The following is a 15,792-nucleotide window of genomic DNA, read 5'->3' as shown; positions in this document are numbered from 1 at the left end:
TAGGTACTTACAACTTACATTCTTCTTCTAGATGTAATAGCTTTTGGAGTTCGTTTGAAAGGTTTTCGAGTGCTTCACCTACAATCTTTTCCCCTATTTCATAACTTGCTTTCGTTGCATCCCCAATGCAACCATTAGTCGTCATCTCTTCGTATCGATAAAACCCTTGAATAGCTTTACCAGGTCGTAGCTGCTTCCATCTACCTTCGTTTTGGATACTTCCTTTAGTAATTTTATTTGGTCTAATTAAGTGAGGAGCCAAGTAAAGTGCTTCTGACACTTCTCGTTCACAGCTGTGACCGAACAATGGCGAGTGAATAGATTCTGAGATTGAAAGTTTGGCAGATGCTGTCGTTTTAGCATAATAGATTTCTGAACCTAGCTCTTCTGACAAAATGGTGCAAGCAACATTTAAAGTTGACTGATTGCCGCCGTGAGAGTTTAATAATAAAAATTTTTGAATACCATGATGTTTAAGAGAAACAATCATATCTTTTAAAATGGCTATAAGCGTAGTCGGTTGCAATGAAATGGTTCCTGGAAAGTTCAAATGATGGTGCGAGACTCCCATATTGACAGTAGGCGTTACCATTACATGAGGATACATTTTTTCAGCTAATTTCTCAGCCATTTTCTCAGCTAGTACAGCATCACAACTTTCAACCATGTGAGGGCCATGCTGTTCGTGTGCACCAATTGGAATGATTGCTAGTTTTACAGTATGTAATGCATCCTTTACTTCTTCCCAAGTCATCTCAGTTAACAAATATGATTTCATATTTTCACCCCCTTTCATAGTTGTATCCGCTTACAAAAACTTTCTACTTTCGTCTATGAAATCAACATTTAAATTAAAGAGGTATTTTGTATACCTAGATGAGGCAAAAAAATTACTGTGCATTTACTGGCTTTGCAACTTTAGGGATTGGGGCGTTTATATTTTCTTGTGAAATGACAATATCATCTTTGATCGTTAACTGACAGCATAATCGAATACCTTCTTCAACCTTTTCACCTAGCATTTTCTGCTCTTTCCAGTTTGGCGGATCAAGCTTTTCTGCTCCTTCTAGCACTCTACATGCACATTTTGTACATTTTCCCATCCCGCACCCATATTTCAGTTTTGGGAATTGACGGATGCCTGCCAACACTACTAAATTCGCGTGATCACGCACTTCTTGCTCAATTATTTCTCCTTCTACATGCAAGCGTACTTTTGGCATATGTATCCCTCCAATACAATTTTCTTAAAATTTAAAAAATTTAATCTGATTATAATTCGAATTTTTTAGAAAGTAAATACTATTATTAATTTGGAAATCTTTAACATTAATTGTTATGTCTATTCAAAAAAACCTTTTAATTGTAACCGCTCATTTTTTTATTAAAAATTCAGAAAATTATATTGATTAATATTTTTTTCTGTATTACACTATGAATAGAAATTTGGTATACAAAATACCTTGTACTCAATACTACATAATTAGATGAGGAGTGTGCAAAGATGGGTAAGTATATTGTTTTGACGAATAAAGACACGTTTCAAACTATTGTAGATAACGAGGGATTAAAGGCAATCGAAACATACCACTTCTACTTTTTTAACGAACTAAAAGCTAAATACACAATTGCCGAAGTGTTAGATGACAATATTAAAATTAAACTTTACGAAAAGTATGAAGGAAAAGAATACGTGAATGATATTCGCGTAAAGTTCTTTGAGACATTTGAAACGATTGAAGCGGCGCATGAAGAGTTATACGAAATAGTAAAAGCTCAAGGAAACAGCGAGGACTCACAGCATTCCAAATTAGTGAAGTCGGACGTACTAACTGTATAGATTACATAGAAATAGCACTGATCCAGTGCTATTTCTTAATTTTACAAATAAAAAAAGACAACTATCATAATGTTGTCCTTTCGATTCCTCTAAATAAGCCACTCTAAACCAAACAAATAAAACATAACAATGAGTAAATAACTAATTGTATATGGAATATTCCAATTCGAAACTTTAAAGGAGCTTTCTTTAACGATGCTCGACATTAATCCGATCGTCGCATTATATGGCCCTACTAAAAACGCAGAAATAGCTCCGGCAAGTAATGACACTGTTAAAATATACGGTGAAATACCTAGGCTATGTGGATCAAGCGCTTCTGCCATTAACGTCAAAGTTACTGCAGGATGTAACCCTGTAAACGCAAATGCTAACGGAATTAATGGTAATAGAATTAAAAACACTTCTGGTCCAACAATATCTTTAAAATGAGTGACTGCTATATTTACTGTTTCATTTATATTATTATCTTTTACAACGGAAATAAAAAAGCCAGCTGACAAAAAGATAAAAAATTGGTCTTTCATTTTAAAGGAATAGGAATGAAAATATTCCTTAAAACTATGTAAAAATGCTTTTTGTTGCTTAATGAGAAGAGACCAACCAAGAGCAAACGGAATGACTAAAAATGATACGATAATAACAAAAGAATACGAAAAAAGATTTTCTAAAAGTGAGATGATGAGATTGAATATAATAATAGCTATGAAAATATGAAACACTCTTCCTTGAGTAACCACACCTTCTAGTGAAGCAGCAGTTTCATCTTTTACTAAATCATTTCTATGTCCTTTCGTAACATTTTTCCGTGAATTCCTTGAAGCCAATACCCAATCTAACACAACCCCCAATATACTTAACGGTAATACATATGGCAAAATAGATATCCATCTTACCCCAGTTACGCCAATTACGATCCCTACGATTGGTGTAATTGGAGCCCATAGTAGAGGCATCGCAAAGCCATGGGTAATGGCTCTACTCATAAATCGATCTTCTTTTTTTATCGAAAAAAGACTTAAGGATGGTTGAATAGAATAGTAAGTCATTGGTAGAGTGGCCAAATTCATAAACATACTTAAAAAATAAGATATTCCCGATGTCATGATGTATAATTGACCGGATGTTTTTACTTTTTTCTGTATGATCGCTTGAATCCCCTTTGCATACCCTCCAAGTTTAACTGGAAAACCTAATATTGGGATTAATGCAAACAAGGTAAGTAAATCCAACATTGGACCGAATGAAAGAATAAATTCTTTTAAACTGGCATTAGTTCTCCAAAGAAGAATGCATCCTATTAGTAAGAAAATACTTCCTATTGTTCTAACGAGCAATTTAACAGTAAACATCGTATAAAGAACTATTAAGACACATAAAGAAGAAATAATTAATTGTAAATCCAAATGAAATAAAGAGGAAAATAAATATAAAAAGATTACTAATCCAAACACATACTTCAACATCGTATCACCATCCTCCCTTTAAACTTGGTATACCAAAAGAGTTTAATTAGTATATTTTACAAGAAATTATACCATAAATACCTAGTTTTGGTATACAATTTTATCTTTTTCCATTTTCCATTTGGAAAGTTAGGTATAAGTTAAAGAGGAATACATGTTGAACTTTGACTTTGGAAATTACAAAATTTAAATAAATAATTGTTTAAAAAGATGAGTACCAATCTTTTTATGGTTTTAAAAATTATTATATTCAAATTCCAATTTGTTTAACCAAGTTTAAGGAGCTCACAATATATAAAAAAACCTTACCGTATTTCGATAAGGTTTTAGCTTTGCCTTTTAAAGTTTCTCACTTGAATTAATAAACATTAAAAAAAGAAATTATGGATGTATCAATCCCTTTATTAATGTGAATGATAAAAATTAAGGGAGGTGTCTTATAATGGCAAAAGATGTACTTTGCGAAGTTGATAACTGTAAATTTTGGGCTTCTGGAAACAAATGTAGTGCAGATTCCATTTATGTTGTGAGCCATAAAGGGAAACAAGCTAAAAACAATGCTGAAACAGATTGTAAAACATTTGAAGCTGGAATGTAATTGTCCTTAAGGGTAACCTATTTAGAAGGTTGCCCTTTCTTATTTATAGTATTGATAATAACTATCATTTTCATTCAAATTTATTCCAATTATTTAATATTTTTTACATCTACACCACCAATTAATGACTACATTTCAAAAAAATTATCCCTTTCAACTTTACTCACTCTTAATGCGAAGGATTCATACCAGTCTTTTTTTCCACGTTCTTGAGCAACCTTGTGAGCTGCGTGCTCTTTCCATGTCTTAATAGCATCCAAGGAGTCCCAATAAGAAACCGTTATCCCCATTTCATGATCACGTGCGCTTTCAACTCCTAGGAATCCTTGTTGACTCGATGCTAATTCAACCATTTTTTCAGACATCTTACTATACCCATTATCTCCATCCGTTCTTTTAGAACAAAAAATAACTGCATAATATGGAGGTTTTGGCGTTTTTGCAAATGAACTCATTTTTATCCCTCCTTCTTCTAATAATCATATTTGATGAAAGAGTTAAATAACATAGTCAATTCAAAAAATGCAAATAAAAAAAGCGATACCAATTGTATCGCTTTCAAATCTTACTCAAAAAAATAAGGATTTCCGCTTATGTTATTTCTCATTTCTTCTGTTACTTGATAATCCTCTTGTTGGTAATTTTGATCTAATGCTTCTTCATTAATTTCGCTGCCATCAAAATGTGCTGGTTTATTTTCCATACAAATCACCTTCTAATTAAGATTAGTTTTATGCCGCAAAACTATATTTTTAGTATGTCCAATTCTGAAAAATAAATTAGAAAAAACGATGCAATAAAAATCGCATCGTTTCATTTTTTATATTAATTTACTCTCATTCACTTTATTTGTTAGAGCAAAAGAATAAATCGCAGAAAATAAAGCAAAAATAACAATAATTCCTCCTACTAATGCGTTCATTGTTACTGCATACTGAGTAATTAGGATTCCACCTAAACTCGAACCTAATGCAATTCCCGTATGAGAAAAAGAATTGTTTAATCCAACTTGAATATCAGCCGAATCTTTTGCCACTCTCGCTAGACTATCTTGAACTGCTGGACTAATTGACCAAGATACAGTTCCCCAAAGAACAACTATAATAAATAAACTAATAATTGAACTAGGAGCGAATGTTAAAGTTAAAATAGAAATAGCTAATAACCCTAAATTAAACACTAATGTCTTACTTCCACCAAATTTATCAGTAGACCAACCACCTAACCATCCACCTAAAATTCCTGCCATTCCAAATACTAGTAAAACAATACTAATCATATTAGTAGATAATCCCATCGTTTTCATTAAATATGGTGTAAAGTAAGTATAAATTGTAAAATGTCCTGTTAATTGTAAAAAAGAAATTAGTTGAATCGATAAAATACGTTTATTTTTAAGTGTTGCTACTTGCTTGATCAATGGGATTGTTGGCTGACCTTTAACTTTCGGTAAGAATTTATAAATCCCTAACATAGCCAATAAGCTTAATATACCGACTAAAACAAATGTCATTCTCCAACCGAAGTTTTCACCGATAACTGTACCCAAAGGGACACCAAAAACTAGAGATGAACTGATCCCCATAAAAATAACTCCAATTGCTCTACCTCTAATTTCAGGCGAAACGATGTTTGTTGCAGTCGTTATTGAAACGACAATTACAACCGAGCAACTTGCTGCAAGTATAATACGTGCGATTAATAATACAGCGAAATTCGGACTAATGATGGAAAGAATATTTCCAAAGAAAAATACTGTTAATGCGATTAATAGTAATTTTTTACGTTCTATTTTTGAAGTGATCGCTATAAAAATAGGAGCTCCAAATGCAAATACTACTGAAAAAATTGAAACTAGCTGACCAACCGCACCAACTGAAACATGTAAATCCCCTGCAATCATTGACAGTAAACCAGTTATAATAAACTCAACGGTTCCTGCGACAAAGGTTGCAATAGCTAAAATATATATACCTTTATGCATTGCTTAACTCCTCAAGTATGAAACTATTTTTTCATAATAATTTTTTGCCACATTAGTTTATTATATAGGTATAACTAAAAATGTCTATGCAAAAAAAACGAACCTACTTTAGATTCGTTTTGACATTACTCTTCATTATTATCTTTATTTGATTTAACTAGTTTTATACTTTGATCTTCTTTATTTTCAACTAGATGTTGTAAGATCGATAATTTATTTGCCCAAAATTGCTCGTAATATGCTAACCATTGTTTAATCTCTAAAAATGCTTCTGGCTCTAATCTGTACCTTCTTTCTCTGCCAACTTTTCTTCCACTTATTAATTCAGCTTCTGAAAGTATATGGAGATGTTTTGCAATTGCTGTTCGACTCATCGGAAAATTACTTGATATCTCTGAAATCGGCAATTCTTTATTAGCTAATAATTTAAGTACTTCTCTTCTAGTAGGATCGGCTATCGCTTGAAATACGTCATATTTTTGTGCAGAACTGGACACTAGTTTTCAACAACCTTTTTAAGCTTCTGAACAATACCAACCCAACCACCATTCATATTGTCGCGGACAACACCACTTTTTTGGTTTGGTTTTGGAAGAATTTCATCAGCAGTTTTCCATCCACTATGGATTAGCGTAAATTCAGTTTGATCCCCTAAATCTTTTAAAATAAATGATACTACCCATCCATCAACATCCCAAGTAAACGATACTCGATTTGGTTCATCAATTTCTAAAACTTTACAAGGTGATGGACCAAATGGACCTTGCAAATGAAACTCGTGACCTACTACTGGTTTAAAGTCATTTGGCATGAACCATGCAGATATACCTTCTGATGTTGATACGACCTCCCAGACTTTTTGAATAGGTGCATTATATATTAGAGTTTGTTTAATATCTTCAACTTGATTTTGTACGCCCATTTCAATCCTTCTTTCAAGTTAATATAAAACCTTTTGGTTATATTTGAAATTATATACAACCATTTGGTTTTATGTCAATCTAATTTTGCGTACTTATTTTTTCCTTAAGTTACTAAATTATGATGAATAGGTAAACTATTTTACATTACGGTATTTTCCTTCATCACCGATAATATGTTTTCTGTTGCAAAACGCTTTCATAAATACTAAACTAATAAAACAGGCTATGACTCAGCTTCCTTCTACATTCCTGTTAGAATTTATCTAGCGAGTCTCTTTCCTGTATTCCTTATCAGAATTGATAAGGTTACGAGGCTATATTGAATCTTCCTTCTATTAGGTTTGTACTCTAAGTACTTTTTCTAGATTCAATAATTTCCTCGTTTTTTTATTATAAAATTTGGAGGCCATACATGAATCAAACAAACATCCTTTTCCGAAGAAAAAATTCCCTCTATATCGAAAAACAAGAAAACAACCTCCCAAAGCCATTACTTGCAACAGCCTTGAAGCAACTAGAAGCGTTCGGTTATACTTTTTCACTTGAGCTTATTGAAATTTTACAAACATGGAACGATCAAGAATTTATAGCTTGGTTTATAGATTTCAAGGAAACGATCAGTAATGAATTAGGCTATAATGTTGACCACATTCCTTTTTACAAAAACTTTCCTAATGACGTAATGAAAATTGATGAAGCAGAGTTATATATGAATAGCTTATTGTATTATATATTCGGAGTTCAACCACTTACTCTAATTAAAAAACGACCACCTCTTAGAAATAAAAAAAATCTAAAAATAATTAATCTAGCAAAACAAGATGATTTAATTCAAATTATTAAAAGATTAATTGATAGTACTGGTTCTTTTAAGTCCCAAGACATTGAGGATATTCAATATGTACTGCTAACTCAAAATAAACCACTAAACTTATTACCAGAACTATTCTTATCAAAAGAAAAAATGGCTATAGTCCTCAAACTATTGTATCAATCTAAAAAAATAAGCGAAAATGAAATCGCAAATTATTTAAAAACGGCAACAGATATTTTACGCTTTTGTGCTGCATTAAGTGAAGGCGATCCTTCTTTAAGCATGAATACTAAATTTATATCATTTAGTAGAAAAGAGCGTAAATTAATCCTTTCATTATTAAATGAAATCCCTCACGCAATTGAGGATATGGTTAAAAGACGAAACGTATGGATAAGAATTGGAGAAAAACTACATCCTGGTGAATATTCGAAGCGTTTTCCACATACTGAAAATTTATTCAATATCCTTAGAAACGAAAAAAAAGTAAGTACATACCAAAGTAAAATCACTGAATACTTAAGTAAAAAAAATCTCACTAAATTAACAAGTGAATTAATCAAACGTCCTGGTGAGTTTGCTAGAAAACTAGATTTTGTTTTACGTTCATTTACTGAAGAAAATGATCAGCAATATATTGTTTCACAGTTTTCAATCGTTTGTAAGGATGTTTCAACTCCGGTTCTATTAAGTCTATGGAATCATTTTAATAAACGAAATGATGAGAGAAGAATTCGCACTTTTTTTCCTAAAGGAAATATTGCGAAACTCTATGCTATTGAAAATAAAATAACAAAACTTAGTGAAGTTATAATCGATGATGTTTTAAATGTTGTTAAAAAAACTTTATACGCACGTTTTTCTGTTAAAGAATCTCTTGGCAAAGTATGGATCGATGAATCATATCACAACTTTACCTTGCCTAATGGATTGCGCTCAGCAAGTAAATCACTTAGAACAATTCCTCGAGGCTCCACTATTCCGATTGGTGAAGGAGATATAATTAGATTCTTTCTTTATTGGAAAGAAGGAGATGTAAATGGCGTACATACTGGAACTGTCGATATTGATTTAAGTGCAGTATTTTACGATGATAATTTTAATTATATAAGTGATATCTCTTACTATGAACTAAAAAATAAACAGCTTAAATGCTATCACAGTGGTGATTTCACAAGTGCTCCTAAAGGGGCTAGTGAGTTCATAGACTGCCATATTCCTACTCTTAAAAATAATGGGATTCGTTATGTTGTATTAAGTGTAAATAGTTATTCAGATCATTCATTTTGTAATTTACCTAGCTGTTTTGCTGGATGGATGCTACGAGACGATTTCAAGTCTGGTAAAGTCTTTGAACCTAATACTGTTATGGATCGCTTCGATCTAGCGAATGATCAAAAAATAAGTATTCCACTAATTTTTGACACTTTTGAACAGAAAGTTATTTGGTGTGATTTAGGTTTACAAGACAATATTGATTACTATAACAACGCAAAAAGTAATTCGAATAGTTTAGCAATACTAACTGAAGCTATGTCTGAAAAGAATAGTATTTCACTTTATGAACTATTAGAGTTACATGCAGTTGCTCGTGGTGAGCTTGTAACAAATAAAGATGAAGCAGATACCGTGTTTTCATTTAATGAAGAAGTTACACCATACCGTTATGATTTAATAATAAGTGAGTTTATGAGCTAAAAATTACCCCAGACAATTTAATAGAGTCTGGGGCTATTTAGTTTCCACTGATCATTGTTATAAATTCAGCACGCTCAGTATAAAACTCATTCTCCACTTTAAAACCAAAATTTTCATACAGCCGAATCGCTCTTTTATTAAACTTAGCAACTGTTAATCTATATGTAGAAAGATTAGTCGTCTCATGTATTTTTTCAAGAATAAACCTGAAAATTCCACTCCCAAAACCTTTCCCTGTTAAATCTGGTCTAACTCCTAATCCGATGTCAATCATCCTTCTTTCATAAACACCAAACTCGTTCCCTTTTGGTACTTGAGCTGACTGACCAATACAATAAAAGCCGATTAAGTTCTCATCTTGGTCAATAACTGCTAAATACTGATTATTTAATAGTTCCTCTAGTCCCTCTTGACTTAATTCATTATTATAAAAATCGTAAGGGGGAGCATAACTCCAATTAAGTATTTCAGTAGCGTAAGATTCTGTCATTTTACTAATGTATAATTCCATGATTTCTCCTCATTTTTGTATTTGTTAAAACTGCAAATATAAAAAGCATTACTCATTTTAAATAGAGTAATGCTAGATTTAAATTAAAGTCTATCTAAACTTAAACTACCTGATCGAGCATAATAAATTTACGAAACTACCCTATTTCTAACAAAGAAGAATACTCCGATATTAATTAATAAAATTCCAAAAAATGCTGCTAATAATAACTGAATACCCAAAATCAGGCTTGCATTATCACTAGAATTAAGGATCCACCAAATACTCGCAATGCCTAAGATGAATAGGTTAATATTAAATGCAATCGACATTGTAGCTAATACATTGTGTGTTTTATTTTGCATTTTAACCTCTACCCACACAGATAAAATCAAGGATACGAAAATAATACTAAGGAATTCAATAAACTGTAGATTCATTTCTTATTCCTCCTAAATTTTATTTGGCAATCAACTTACTATTAGGTTATTCTTTTGATTCGTTAAAAAAGAAGAAATTCCTTCCAAAATATAGCATTATCATTTTAAATAAGGACTTTTACCTATAACTTTTGGTTAAAAATCCATCGTATTTAAAAAAGCAACCCTTTAATGGATTGCTCAGGTTGTTGAAAAACAAAGTTGTAATTAAATAACCAGATTTTCGTAAAAGGAGTAGAGTGAGGTTGATTTCCACTACGGGATGCTCGCTTTCCATGGGGCGAGACCTGAGCCTCCTCGTCACGTTCGTTCCTGTGGGGTCTCAGCCTTCCCGCATTTCCCATAGGAGTCGAGCAACCCTCCGTTCCAATCAACTTATTCAAAAAAAATGGTTACACTAAAAACCTACTTTAATATCCTTTACTTAGAGTAGCATAACAACTTGTTAAACAGTTTACAGGTCAATTAAGTAAGAACATCAACGTATAATAATAATCATTTGAACTTGTTAATCTAAAATTTAGCAATTAAATATTTTTAACTTCTCTAAAATAAACAATTACTAGAGTTTGTTGTTATTATAAAACCACTCAAAAATTTAACATTAGATCAGAAAAAATTATATTAGCATTAAGATTCACTTAAAGTACGTTTGACCATTTTATAATTCAACACGCAAAAAGCAATCCTTTAAAGGATTGCTCTCTCTTATCTTATTATTTTTCGTATTGAGTCCAACTAGATCCGTGAATCTTATTTGAAGCGTCAATGATTTTTTTCTTAACTCTTTGTTCTTCAGAGCCTTTTAGAAATAATGGTTGGTAATTATTTCGGCTAGATACTGATGAAATTGAGAATGGTACAACTTTTATTTCTTTTTGATTTGTGAGTTTTCCATTATTTAGATGAAAAGTTTGTTGGAAAACAAATGTATCTTTATCTTTTGGATTTTTATTTCCGCCGAACATAAAATTTCCTAAACTATATACGATAAATTTCCCTTTATACTCTTCAATTCCTTGAACAACATGTGGGTGGTGGCCGAGTATTAAATCCGCTCCATGGTCGATTGCATAATGGGCTAAATTTTTTTGAGTACTATTCGGTACGTAATCTCGCTCGATTCCCCAATGGAAATGGATTAGAATAATTTTCACACCATTTTTTCTTAGATTTTGTATATCATTATTAATTTTAATCCTTAATTCAGGTGAATCATTCCAGCCTTCATAGCCTAGTGCAGCAACTTTAACACCTTTAATCGTTGTTACATATTGGTCGTTATAGCCAAAATAACCTATTTTTTCTTTTTTCAAATTGTTAATCGTATCTTCAAAACCTTTTTGCAAATAGTCATGACTATGGTTGTTAGCTAAATTTACCGCTTCAATACCACTTAAAGTTAATATTTTGGCATAAGAAGGATTACCTTTAAAGCGGAATGTTTTAGTTGCTCTTATTTTTGCATTCGTTAAAGTCGTTTCTAAATTAACAGTTGATAAATCATCTTGTTTAAAGATATTATTTAGCCCTTTTGTAAAATAAGCTAATCCATTTTTATTTGCTTCTGCTGGAAAAGAATTAATATATTGAAAATCCTCATCTGATCCAAGTGTAAAATCGCCAGCGGCACTAATTTTAATAGTCGTTTCTACATTTTCTGGTTTTGCCGTATTGTTATTTTCTGGCTTTTGAATTGGTGGCTTTTGAACTGGCTTTTTAATCGATTTTGTTTCATCTACTACTTTATTTTTAGCTTTATTTTTAGTGTCACTTTTTACTAAATTGCTTTCTTCATAAACTTTCTTATAAACAAAATAACTAAATCCTGATATACAGCCAAATAGAACTAAGATCAAAATCCATATAAATATTTTTTTACTATTTCTTTTTTCAGTATTTTTATCCTTCCGACTCCTCATATGTTTTTATATCTCCTTTTAATATCTTTGCTAGAAATATATTTTCGATTATTAGTAAAAAAATCTATTTCTTTTTAGTACGGATACCTGAGCCTCCCCTACTACATTTAGACAAAGATTTTACACAAAATATTGATAAAGAAAACGCGACGACTGACGAGCAAAACGAAGGCAGAGGCGTAGTTGCACTTATACTTTATTCCTAAAATTGGTTACCACTTTGAGTACGACTCTTTGCTGCCAATTTATACTTCCTAAAGTGAAAAAAGAGAAAGTGAGTTTTTCTCTCACTTTCTTATAGAAGAAACTAATTCGTTTCTTAATTTTTCAACGTTAATACATATGTCACAAACTCATTTAGATTATCTTTTAACATCACTTTAGAAACCAATATTTTTTTACCAGATGGACTCCAAGTTATTGGCCCAGCAATCTCGTCTAAATCAGTCGATAATTGTGTTATCTTTCTAGATTTGACATCGATCACGTATAATCCTCTTTCTCCCTTATCTTCCGAAATTACGGAAAAAGCTAATGTTTTGGAGTTTGGCGACCAACCTGCACCGAAAATTTGAGTTCCAGTAGCTAAAGATACGGTTTTTCTTCCATTTTCATCGGTTATAAACAACTCTCTTTTCGTTGCTGCAATTTTTCTAACAATAGCGAATTGCTTTTGATCTTGAGATGGAATAACCCATTCAACTTTTTGCTCGTTGTATTTTTTCCTTATTAAATTAACTTTATCAGAATTAGGATCAATCCTTTTTACTTGCCCATTTAGATTAGCTGAATACATTTGGTTAAATATCGTTGAATAAATGATTGTTTGATTATCGATCCATCGTCCTTCTGTCGCGAATGCATAAATGGCATCCGGCTCCGACACTTTAACCTTTTCAGTTCCTTCAGAATTGATAATATAACCTGTACCAGAATTTCCATCCTCTGTTTGCTTATAGAAAATATGCTTTTTATCGGGTGAAATAACGGCCCCTACTTGATCATGCTCCTCACTTGCTAATACTTGCGATTTGTTCGTGTTTAGATCATACGAGAATAAATTAATGTGATAAGTATAATCACCATTATCTGTCATAACTGATTTTGGTAATTTCATATTTTTTTGTTCAGTTAAAATCGTATGACCATCCAACCAATCCGTCCCACGAATACCTTCATAGCGATCTATTTTCTCAAGGGCTAACTCGTTTGTTACAACCTCTTCATTTCCTGTTAATACAGTAATTTTTTTATGTTTTTTTTCAATTACTATATCTTCATTTTGGCTTTGGCAACCTGAAATTAATAGAAATGTACTAACTAGAAAAAACACTTTAATCATACACTTGTTAAACATCACATCACTCCCCTACATTCGTACAAATTTATGATACGTATAGGATGTTTCAATTTTTAACATATCATGTTTCCAATTTGTAAACTTTTACTTTGCTAACGGAAATGTAATGATAAAACTTGACCCGCTACCTTCTATAGATTCAACAAGAATCGTACCATTTTGCTTTTCAATTAAATCCTTTGTTAAGGCAAGCCCTAAACCCGATCCTCCAGATTGACGAGAACGATCCTTATTTACAGTAAAAAATGGTTCAAATATTTTATCCACTAATTCCGAAGATATCCCAATACCCGTATCAGATATTTTAATAACTAAATAATTATTTTCAATTTTATTTGAAACGTTGATCTCACCATTTGTTTTATTATATTTAATGGCATTATCTAATAAATTCATAATAATTAATGTAAAGCTTTCTTTATCAATAAGGATCATCGCATGTTCAAAATTTGTACGGATCGATAAGCCAAACTTAGTCATTTTCCCTTTCATTCTTAAACAGATATCTTCTAAAAGGGAATATACATCGACTTTTTCTTTTACAATTTCAAAGTCATACTTCTCAAGTTCTGCTAGCTTTAATATTTTTTCTACCATATCGTAAAGACGAAGTGATTCTTTCCCTATATTACTAATTGCTTCTTCTAATAATTTTGGGTCATCCGAATACATGTCTAATAAATCAATATAAGCCCTAATTACAGTCAGTGGGGTTTTAAACTCATGAGTAATCGATCCAATAAATTGCTTTTGTTGTTTTTCTAAAACTTTAAGCTTTTCAACAGCTAATTGGAGATTTTCTTTTTCTTGTTGAATGCCTTTTATATTATTTTGAATTTCATTACTCATGTAGAAGATTGCTTGGCTTAAATAGCCCAACTCATCTTTTCGACTTAAAGTAGAACGGTCTGGATAGTTTCCTAATTTAATTTCCTCCGTTACTTTTCTGAGTTTTAAAATACTCATAACAAGAGAATTAAAAAAGAAATATCCAATAATAAAACTAAGAATTGTAGTGATTAAACCAATTTTAATAAATAGTTTAGTTGTATTATCATAAAACTTCTGATTATTAATTAATGAATAATCGAACTGAACAACTCCAATTTGATTATTAGCATTATAAATCGGTGCAAAATAAGATAATATTTCACCGCTCTCTTGGTATGCAATTTTACCTTTTAACGCATAACTTAAAGTATCTCCTACATCTCTTGTAGATTCTAAAGGAAGCGAATCTCCAACAACTTTCCCAGACATATTAAAAATTGTGACATGAAGACTACTAATGATCCCAATCTGTCTAGCAATTTCCCGACCATATCGTTTAAAAAAATCTTGAGGATCTTCTGATGTTTGACTTAAATAAACTTGCTTTACATATACATTTGCTAATTTACTTTGTCTAGCAAGTGTTTCTTCAGTTTGATTTTGCTGGTTTTGTTTGATACCTTGTAAGACTAATATACTTAATACAATGACCGTTCCGATTAAAAGCATGGCTAAAAATAAGCTCGACTTAACTTTAATACTCAGTTTCATTTATTTTCACTAGATATCTTATATCCGACTCCAAAAACAGTTTGAATTAAATGTTGATAAGAATTACCTAGCTTTTTACGTAAACGTTGTATATGAATATCGACCGTTCTTGTTCCACCGATATACTCCATTCCCCATACTAAATCTAATAATTCGTCTCTGCTAAAAATTCGATCCATATTTGAAATTAATAAAACAAGAAGGTCGAATTCTTTAGGAGTTAATTCTATATTTGTTCCATCAACTGTAACTTTTCTTTGAGCAGGTGTTACTTGTAGCTTATTAATTGAAATGCTCTTTTTTTCATCAGGTGTTGATTGTTTTTTTAATCTCCTGAGTAAAGATCTAGTTCTAGCAAGTAATTCTCTAATATCAAATGGTTTTGTTATATAATCATCCGCTCCAAACTCTAATCCTAAAACTCGATCAATAATATCATCCTTAGCTGTAAGTAAAATAATTCCAAGCCCTTCTTTATTTCCTATTTGTTTACATAGGTCCAAACCGTTCATTACAGGCATCATAATATCCGATATTAAAATATCTGGATTAAAATCTGGAATCTTATCTAATGCTTCTTTTCCGTTAAATGCGTTTTCTACGATAAAACCTTCTCTACGAAATGCGTAAGTTAATGGATCTACAATACTTTTTTCATCATCTACAATTAATACTTTCCCTTGCAATTACCTCACCTAAATTCATAATTTATGTT

At 31.5% G+C, this 15,792-nt stretch carries 17 protein-coding genes; 3 read left to right on the top strand and 14 right to left on the bottom strand.

From position 1 onward, the window contains the following. Positions 1 to 7: 7 nt before the first annotated feature. Both AB1282_RS11070 and AB1282_RS11065 read right to left on the bottom strand, forming a co-directional pair. The gene (locus tag AB1282_RS11070) at positions 8 to 778 is read right to left on the bottom strand and encodes a creatininase family protein (RefSeq protein WP_056471813.1); all 771 of its coding nucleotides are present in this window, start codon (positions 776 to 778) and stop codon (positions 8 to 10) included. 112 nt (positions 779 to 890) lie between these two features. Then, complete coding sequence (locus AB1282_RS11065) at positions 891 to 1,223, bottom strand: 2Fe-2S iron-sulfur cluster-binding protein (RefSeq protein WP_056471809.1); 333 nt, start codon at positions 1,221 to 1,223, stop codon at positions 891 to 893. 281 nt (positions 1,224 to 1,504) lie between these two features. Here AB1282_RS11065 and AB1282_RS11060 point away from each other — a divergent pair, with 281 nt between their 5' ends. Then, complete coding sequence (locus AB1282_RS11060) at positions 1,505 to 1,840, top strand: hypothetical protein (protein WP_056471805.1); 336 nt, start codon at positions 1,505 to 1,507, stop codon at positions 1,838 to 1,840. An 89-nt stretch (positions 1,841 to 1,929) separates the two neighbouring features. On the opposite strand, the gene AB1282_RS11055 is transcribed toward AB1282_RS11060, so the two are convergent. Next, a complete protein-coding gene (locus AB1282_RS11055; protein WP_429899096.1) occupies positions 1,930 to 3,306 on the bottom strand; it encodes a hypothetical protein in 1,377 nt (458 codons plus the stop codon). Positions 3,307 to 3,748: 442 nt separating this feature from the next. Here AB1282_RS11055 and AB1282_RS11050 point away from each other — a divergent pair, with 442 nt between their 5' ends. Then, a complete protein-coding gene (locus AB1282_RS11050; protein ID WP_069033300.1) occupies positions 3,749 to 3,904 on the top strand; it encodes a DUF1540 domain-containing protein in 156 nt (51 codons plus the stop codon). A 128-nt stretch (positions 3,905 to 4,032) separates the two neighbouring features. Here the strand turns inward: AB1282_RS11050 and AB1282_RS11045 are convergent, their stop codons facing one another. The 5 genes from AB1282_RS11045 to AB1282_RS11025 all read right to left on the bottom strand — a co-directional run bounded on the left by AB1282_RS11045 (position 4,033) and on the right by AB1282_RS11025 (position 6,810). Beyond that, a complete protein-coding gene (locus tag AB1282_RS11045; RefSeq protein ID WP_429899095.1) occupies positions 4,033 to 4,359 on the bottom strand; it encodes an antibiotic biosynthesis monooxygenase family protein in 327 nt (108 codons plus the stop codon). A gap of 110 nt (positions 4,360 to 4,469) precedes the next feature. Continuing rightward, the gene (locus AB1282_RS11040; RefSeq protein ID WP_429899094.1) at positions 4,470 to 4,607 is read right to left on the bottom strand and encodes a hypothetical protein; all 138 of its coding nucleotides are present in this window, start codon (positions 4,605 to 4,607) and stop codon (positions 4,470 to 4,472) included. Between the two features lie 117 nt (positions 4,608 to 4,724). Next, positions 4,725 to 5,888, bottom strand: coding sequence for an MFS transporter (locus AB1282_RS11035; protein WP_056471798.1), 1,164 nt, complete (start codon positions 5,886 to 5,888; stop codon positions 4,725 to 4,727). 125 nt (positions 5,889 to 6,013) lie between these two features. Next, complete coding sequence (locus AB1282_RS11030; RefSeq protein WP_056471797.1) at positions 6,014 to 6,385, bottom strand: ArsR/SmtB family transcription factor; 372 nt, start codon at positions 6,383 to 6,385, stop codon at positions 6,014 to 6,016. After that, positions 6,385 to 6,810, bottom strand: coding sequence for an SRPBCC family protein (locus AB1282_RS11025; protein ID WP_056471795.1), 426 nt, complete (start codon positions 6,808 to 6,810; stop codon positions 6,385 to 6,387). The genes AB1282_RS11030 and AB1282_RS11025 overlap by 1 nt, the downstream gene beginning before the upstream one ends. 413 nt (positions 6,811 to 7,223) lie before the next feature. On the opposite strand from AB1282_RS11025, the gene AB1282_RS11020 reads away from it, so the two are divergent. Then, positions 7,224 to 9,323 carry a TerD family protein gene (locus AB1282_RS11020; RefSeq protein ID WP_429899093.1) on the top strand — a complete coding sequence of 700 codons (2,100 nt, stop codon included), beginning with the start codon at positions 7,224 to 7,226 and terminating at the stop codon, positions 9,321 to 9,323. Positions 9,324 to 9,360: 37 nt separating this feature from the next. Here the strand turns inward: AB1282_RS11020 and AB1282_RS11015 are convergent, their stop codons facing one another. The 6 genes from AB1282_RS11015 to AB1282_RS10990 all read right to left on the bottom strand — a co-directional run bounded on the left by AB1282_RS11015 (position 9,361) and on the right by AB1282_RS10990 (position 15,763). Next, the gene (locus tag AB1282_RS11015) at positions 9,361 to 9,834 is read right to left on the bottom strand and encodes a GNAT family N-acetyltransferase (RefSeq protein ID WP_056471790.1); all 474 of its coding nucleotides are present in this window, start codon (positions 9,832 to 9,834) and stop codon (positions 9,361 to 9,363) included. 128 nt (positions 9,835 to 9,962) lie between these two features. Continuing rightward, entirely contained in the window at positions 9,963 to 10,253 is a 291-nt protein-coding gene (locus tag AB1282_RS11010; RefSeq protein WP_056471787.1) for a hypothetical protein, read from the bottom strand. Positions 10,254 to 10,969: 716 nt separating this feature from the next. Further along, positions 10,970 to 12,175 carry a CapA family protein gene (locus tag AB1282_RS11005; RefSeq protein ID WP_390312908.1) on the bottom strand — a complete coding sequence of 402 codons (1,206 nt, stop codon included), beginning with the start codon at positions 12,173 to 12,175 and terminating at the stop codon, positions 10,970 to 10,972. Positions 12,176 to 12,494: 319 nt separating this feature from the next. Further along, on the bottom strand, positions 12,495 to 13,532 hold the full coding sequence (locus AB1282_RS11000; RefSeq protein ID WP_390312909.1) for a TolB family protein: 1,038 nt from the start codon (positions 13,530 to 13,532) through the stop codon (positions 12,495 to 12,497). Between the two features lie 87 nt (positions 13,533 to 13,619). Further along, positions 13,620 to 15,077, bottom strand: coding sequence for an ATP-binding protein (locus AB1282_RS10995; protein WP_429899092.1), 1,458 nt, complete (start codon positions 15,075 to 15,077; stop codon positions 13,620 to 13,622). Continuing rightward, positions 15,074 to 15,763 carry a response regulator transcription factor gene (locus AB1282_RS10990; protein ID WP_429899091.1) on the bottom strand — a complete coding sequence of 230 codons (690 nt, stop codon included), beginning with the start codon at positions 15,761 to 15,763 and terminating at the stop codon, positions 15,074 to 15,076. Before AB1282_RS10990 ends, AB1282_RS10995 begins: the two co-directional genes overlap by 4 nt. Positions 15,764 to 15,792 lie beyond the last annotated feature (29 nt).

It is taken from the genome of Gottfriedia sp. S16(2024), from assembly GCF_050473765.1.
Lineage (GTDB): Bacteria > Bacillota > Bacilli > Bacillales > Bacillaceae_G > Gottfriedia.
This window is presented reverse-complemented; position numbering and strand designations above follow the sequence as displayed.

Coding starts and splice junctions, on each gene's coding strand:
- AB1282_RS11005 (WP_390312908.1), bottom strand. CDS start 12,175: ATGAGGAGTCGGAAGGATAAAAATACTGAAAAAAGAAATAGTAAAAAA.
- AB1282_RS11070 (WP_056471813.1), bottom strand. CDS start 778: ATGAAATCATATTTGTTAACTGAGATGACTTGGGAAGAAGTAAAGGAT.
- AB1282_RS11020 (WP_429899093.1), top strand. CDS start 7,224: ATGAATCAAACAAACATCCTTTTCCGAAGAAAAAATTCCCTCTATATC.
- AB1282_RS11035 (WP_056471798.1), bottom strand. CDS start 5,888: ATGCATAAAGGTATATATATTTTAGCTATTGCAACCTTTGTCGCAGGA.
- AB1282_RS10995 (WP_429899092.1), bottom strand. CDS start 15,077: ATGAAACTGAGTATTAAAGTTAAGTCGAGCTTATTTTTAGCCATGCTT.
- AB1282_RS11000 (WP_390312909.1), bottom strand. CDS start 13,532: ATGTTTAACAAGTGTATGATTAAAGTGTTTTTTCTAGTTAGTACATTT.
- AB1282_RS11050 (WP_069033300.1), top strand. CDS start 3,749: ATGGCAAAAGATGTACTTTGCGAAGTTGATAACTGTAAATTTTGGGCT.
- AB1282_RS11010 (WP_056471787.1), bottom strand. CDS start 10,253: ATGAATCTACAGTTTATTGAATTCCTTAGTATTATTTTCGTATCCTTG.
- AB1282_RS11025 (WP_056471795.1), bottom strand. CDS start 6,810: ATGGGCGTACAAAATCAAGTTGAAGATATTAAACAAACTCTAATATAT.
- AB1282_RS11055 (WP_429899096.1), bottom strand. CDS start 3,306: ATGTTGAAGTATGTGTTTGGATTAGTAATCTTTTTATATTTATTTTCC.
- AB1282_RS11015 (WP_056471790.1), bottom strand. CDS start 9,834: ATGGAATTATACATTAGTAAAATGACAGAATCTTACGCTACTGAAATA.
- AB1282_RS11045 (WP_429899095.1), bottom strand. CDS start 4,359: ATGAGTTCATTTGCAAAAACGCCAAAACCTCCATATTATGCAGTTATT.
- AB1282_RS11040 (WP_429899094.1), bottom strand. CDS start 4,607: ATGGAAAATAAACCAGCACATTTTGATGGCAGCGAAATTAATGAAGAA.
- AB1282_RS11065 (WP_056471809.1), bottom strand. CDS start 1,223: ATGCCAAAAGTACGCTTGCATGTAGAAGGAGAAATAATTGAGCAAGAA.
- AB1282_RS11060 (WP_056471805.1), top strand. CDS start 1,505: ATGGGTAAGTATATTGTTTTGACGAATAAAGACACGTTTCAAACTATT.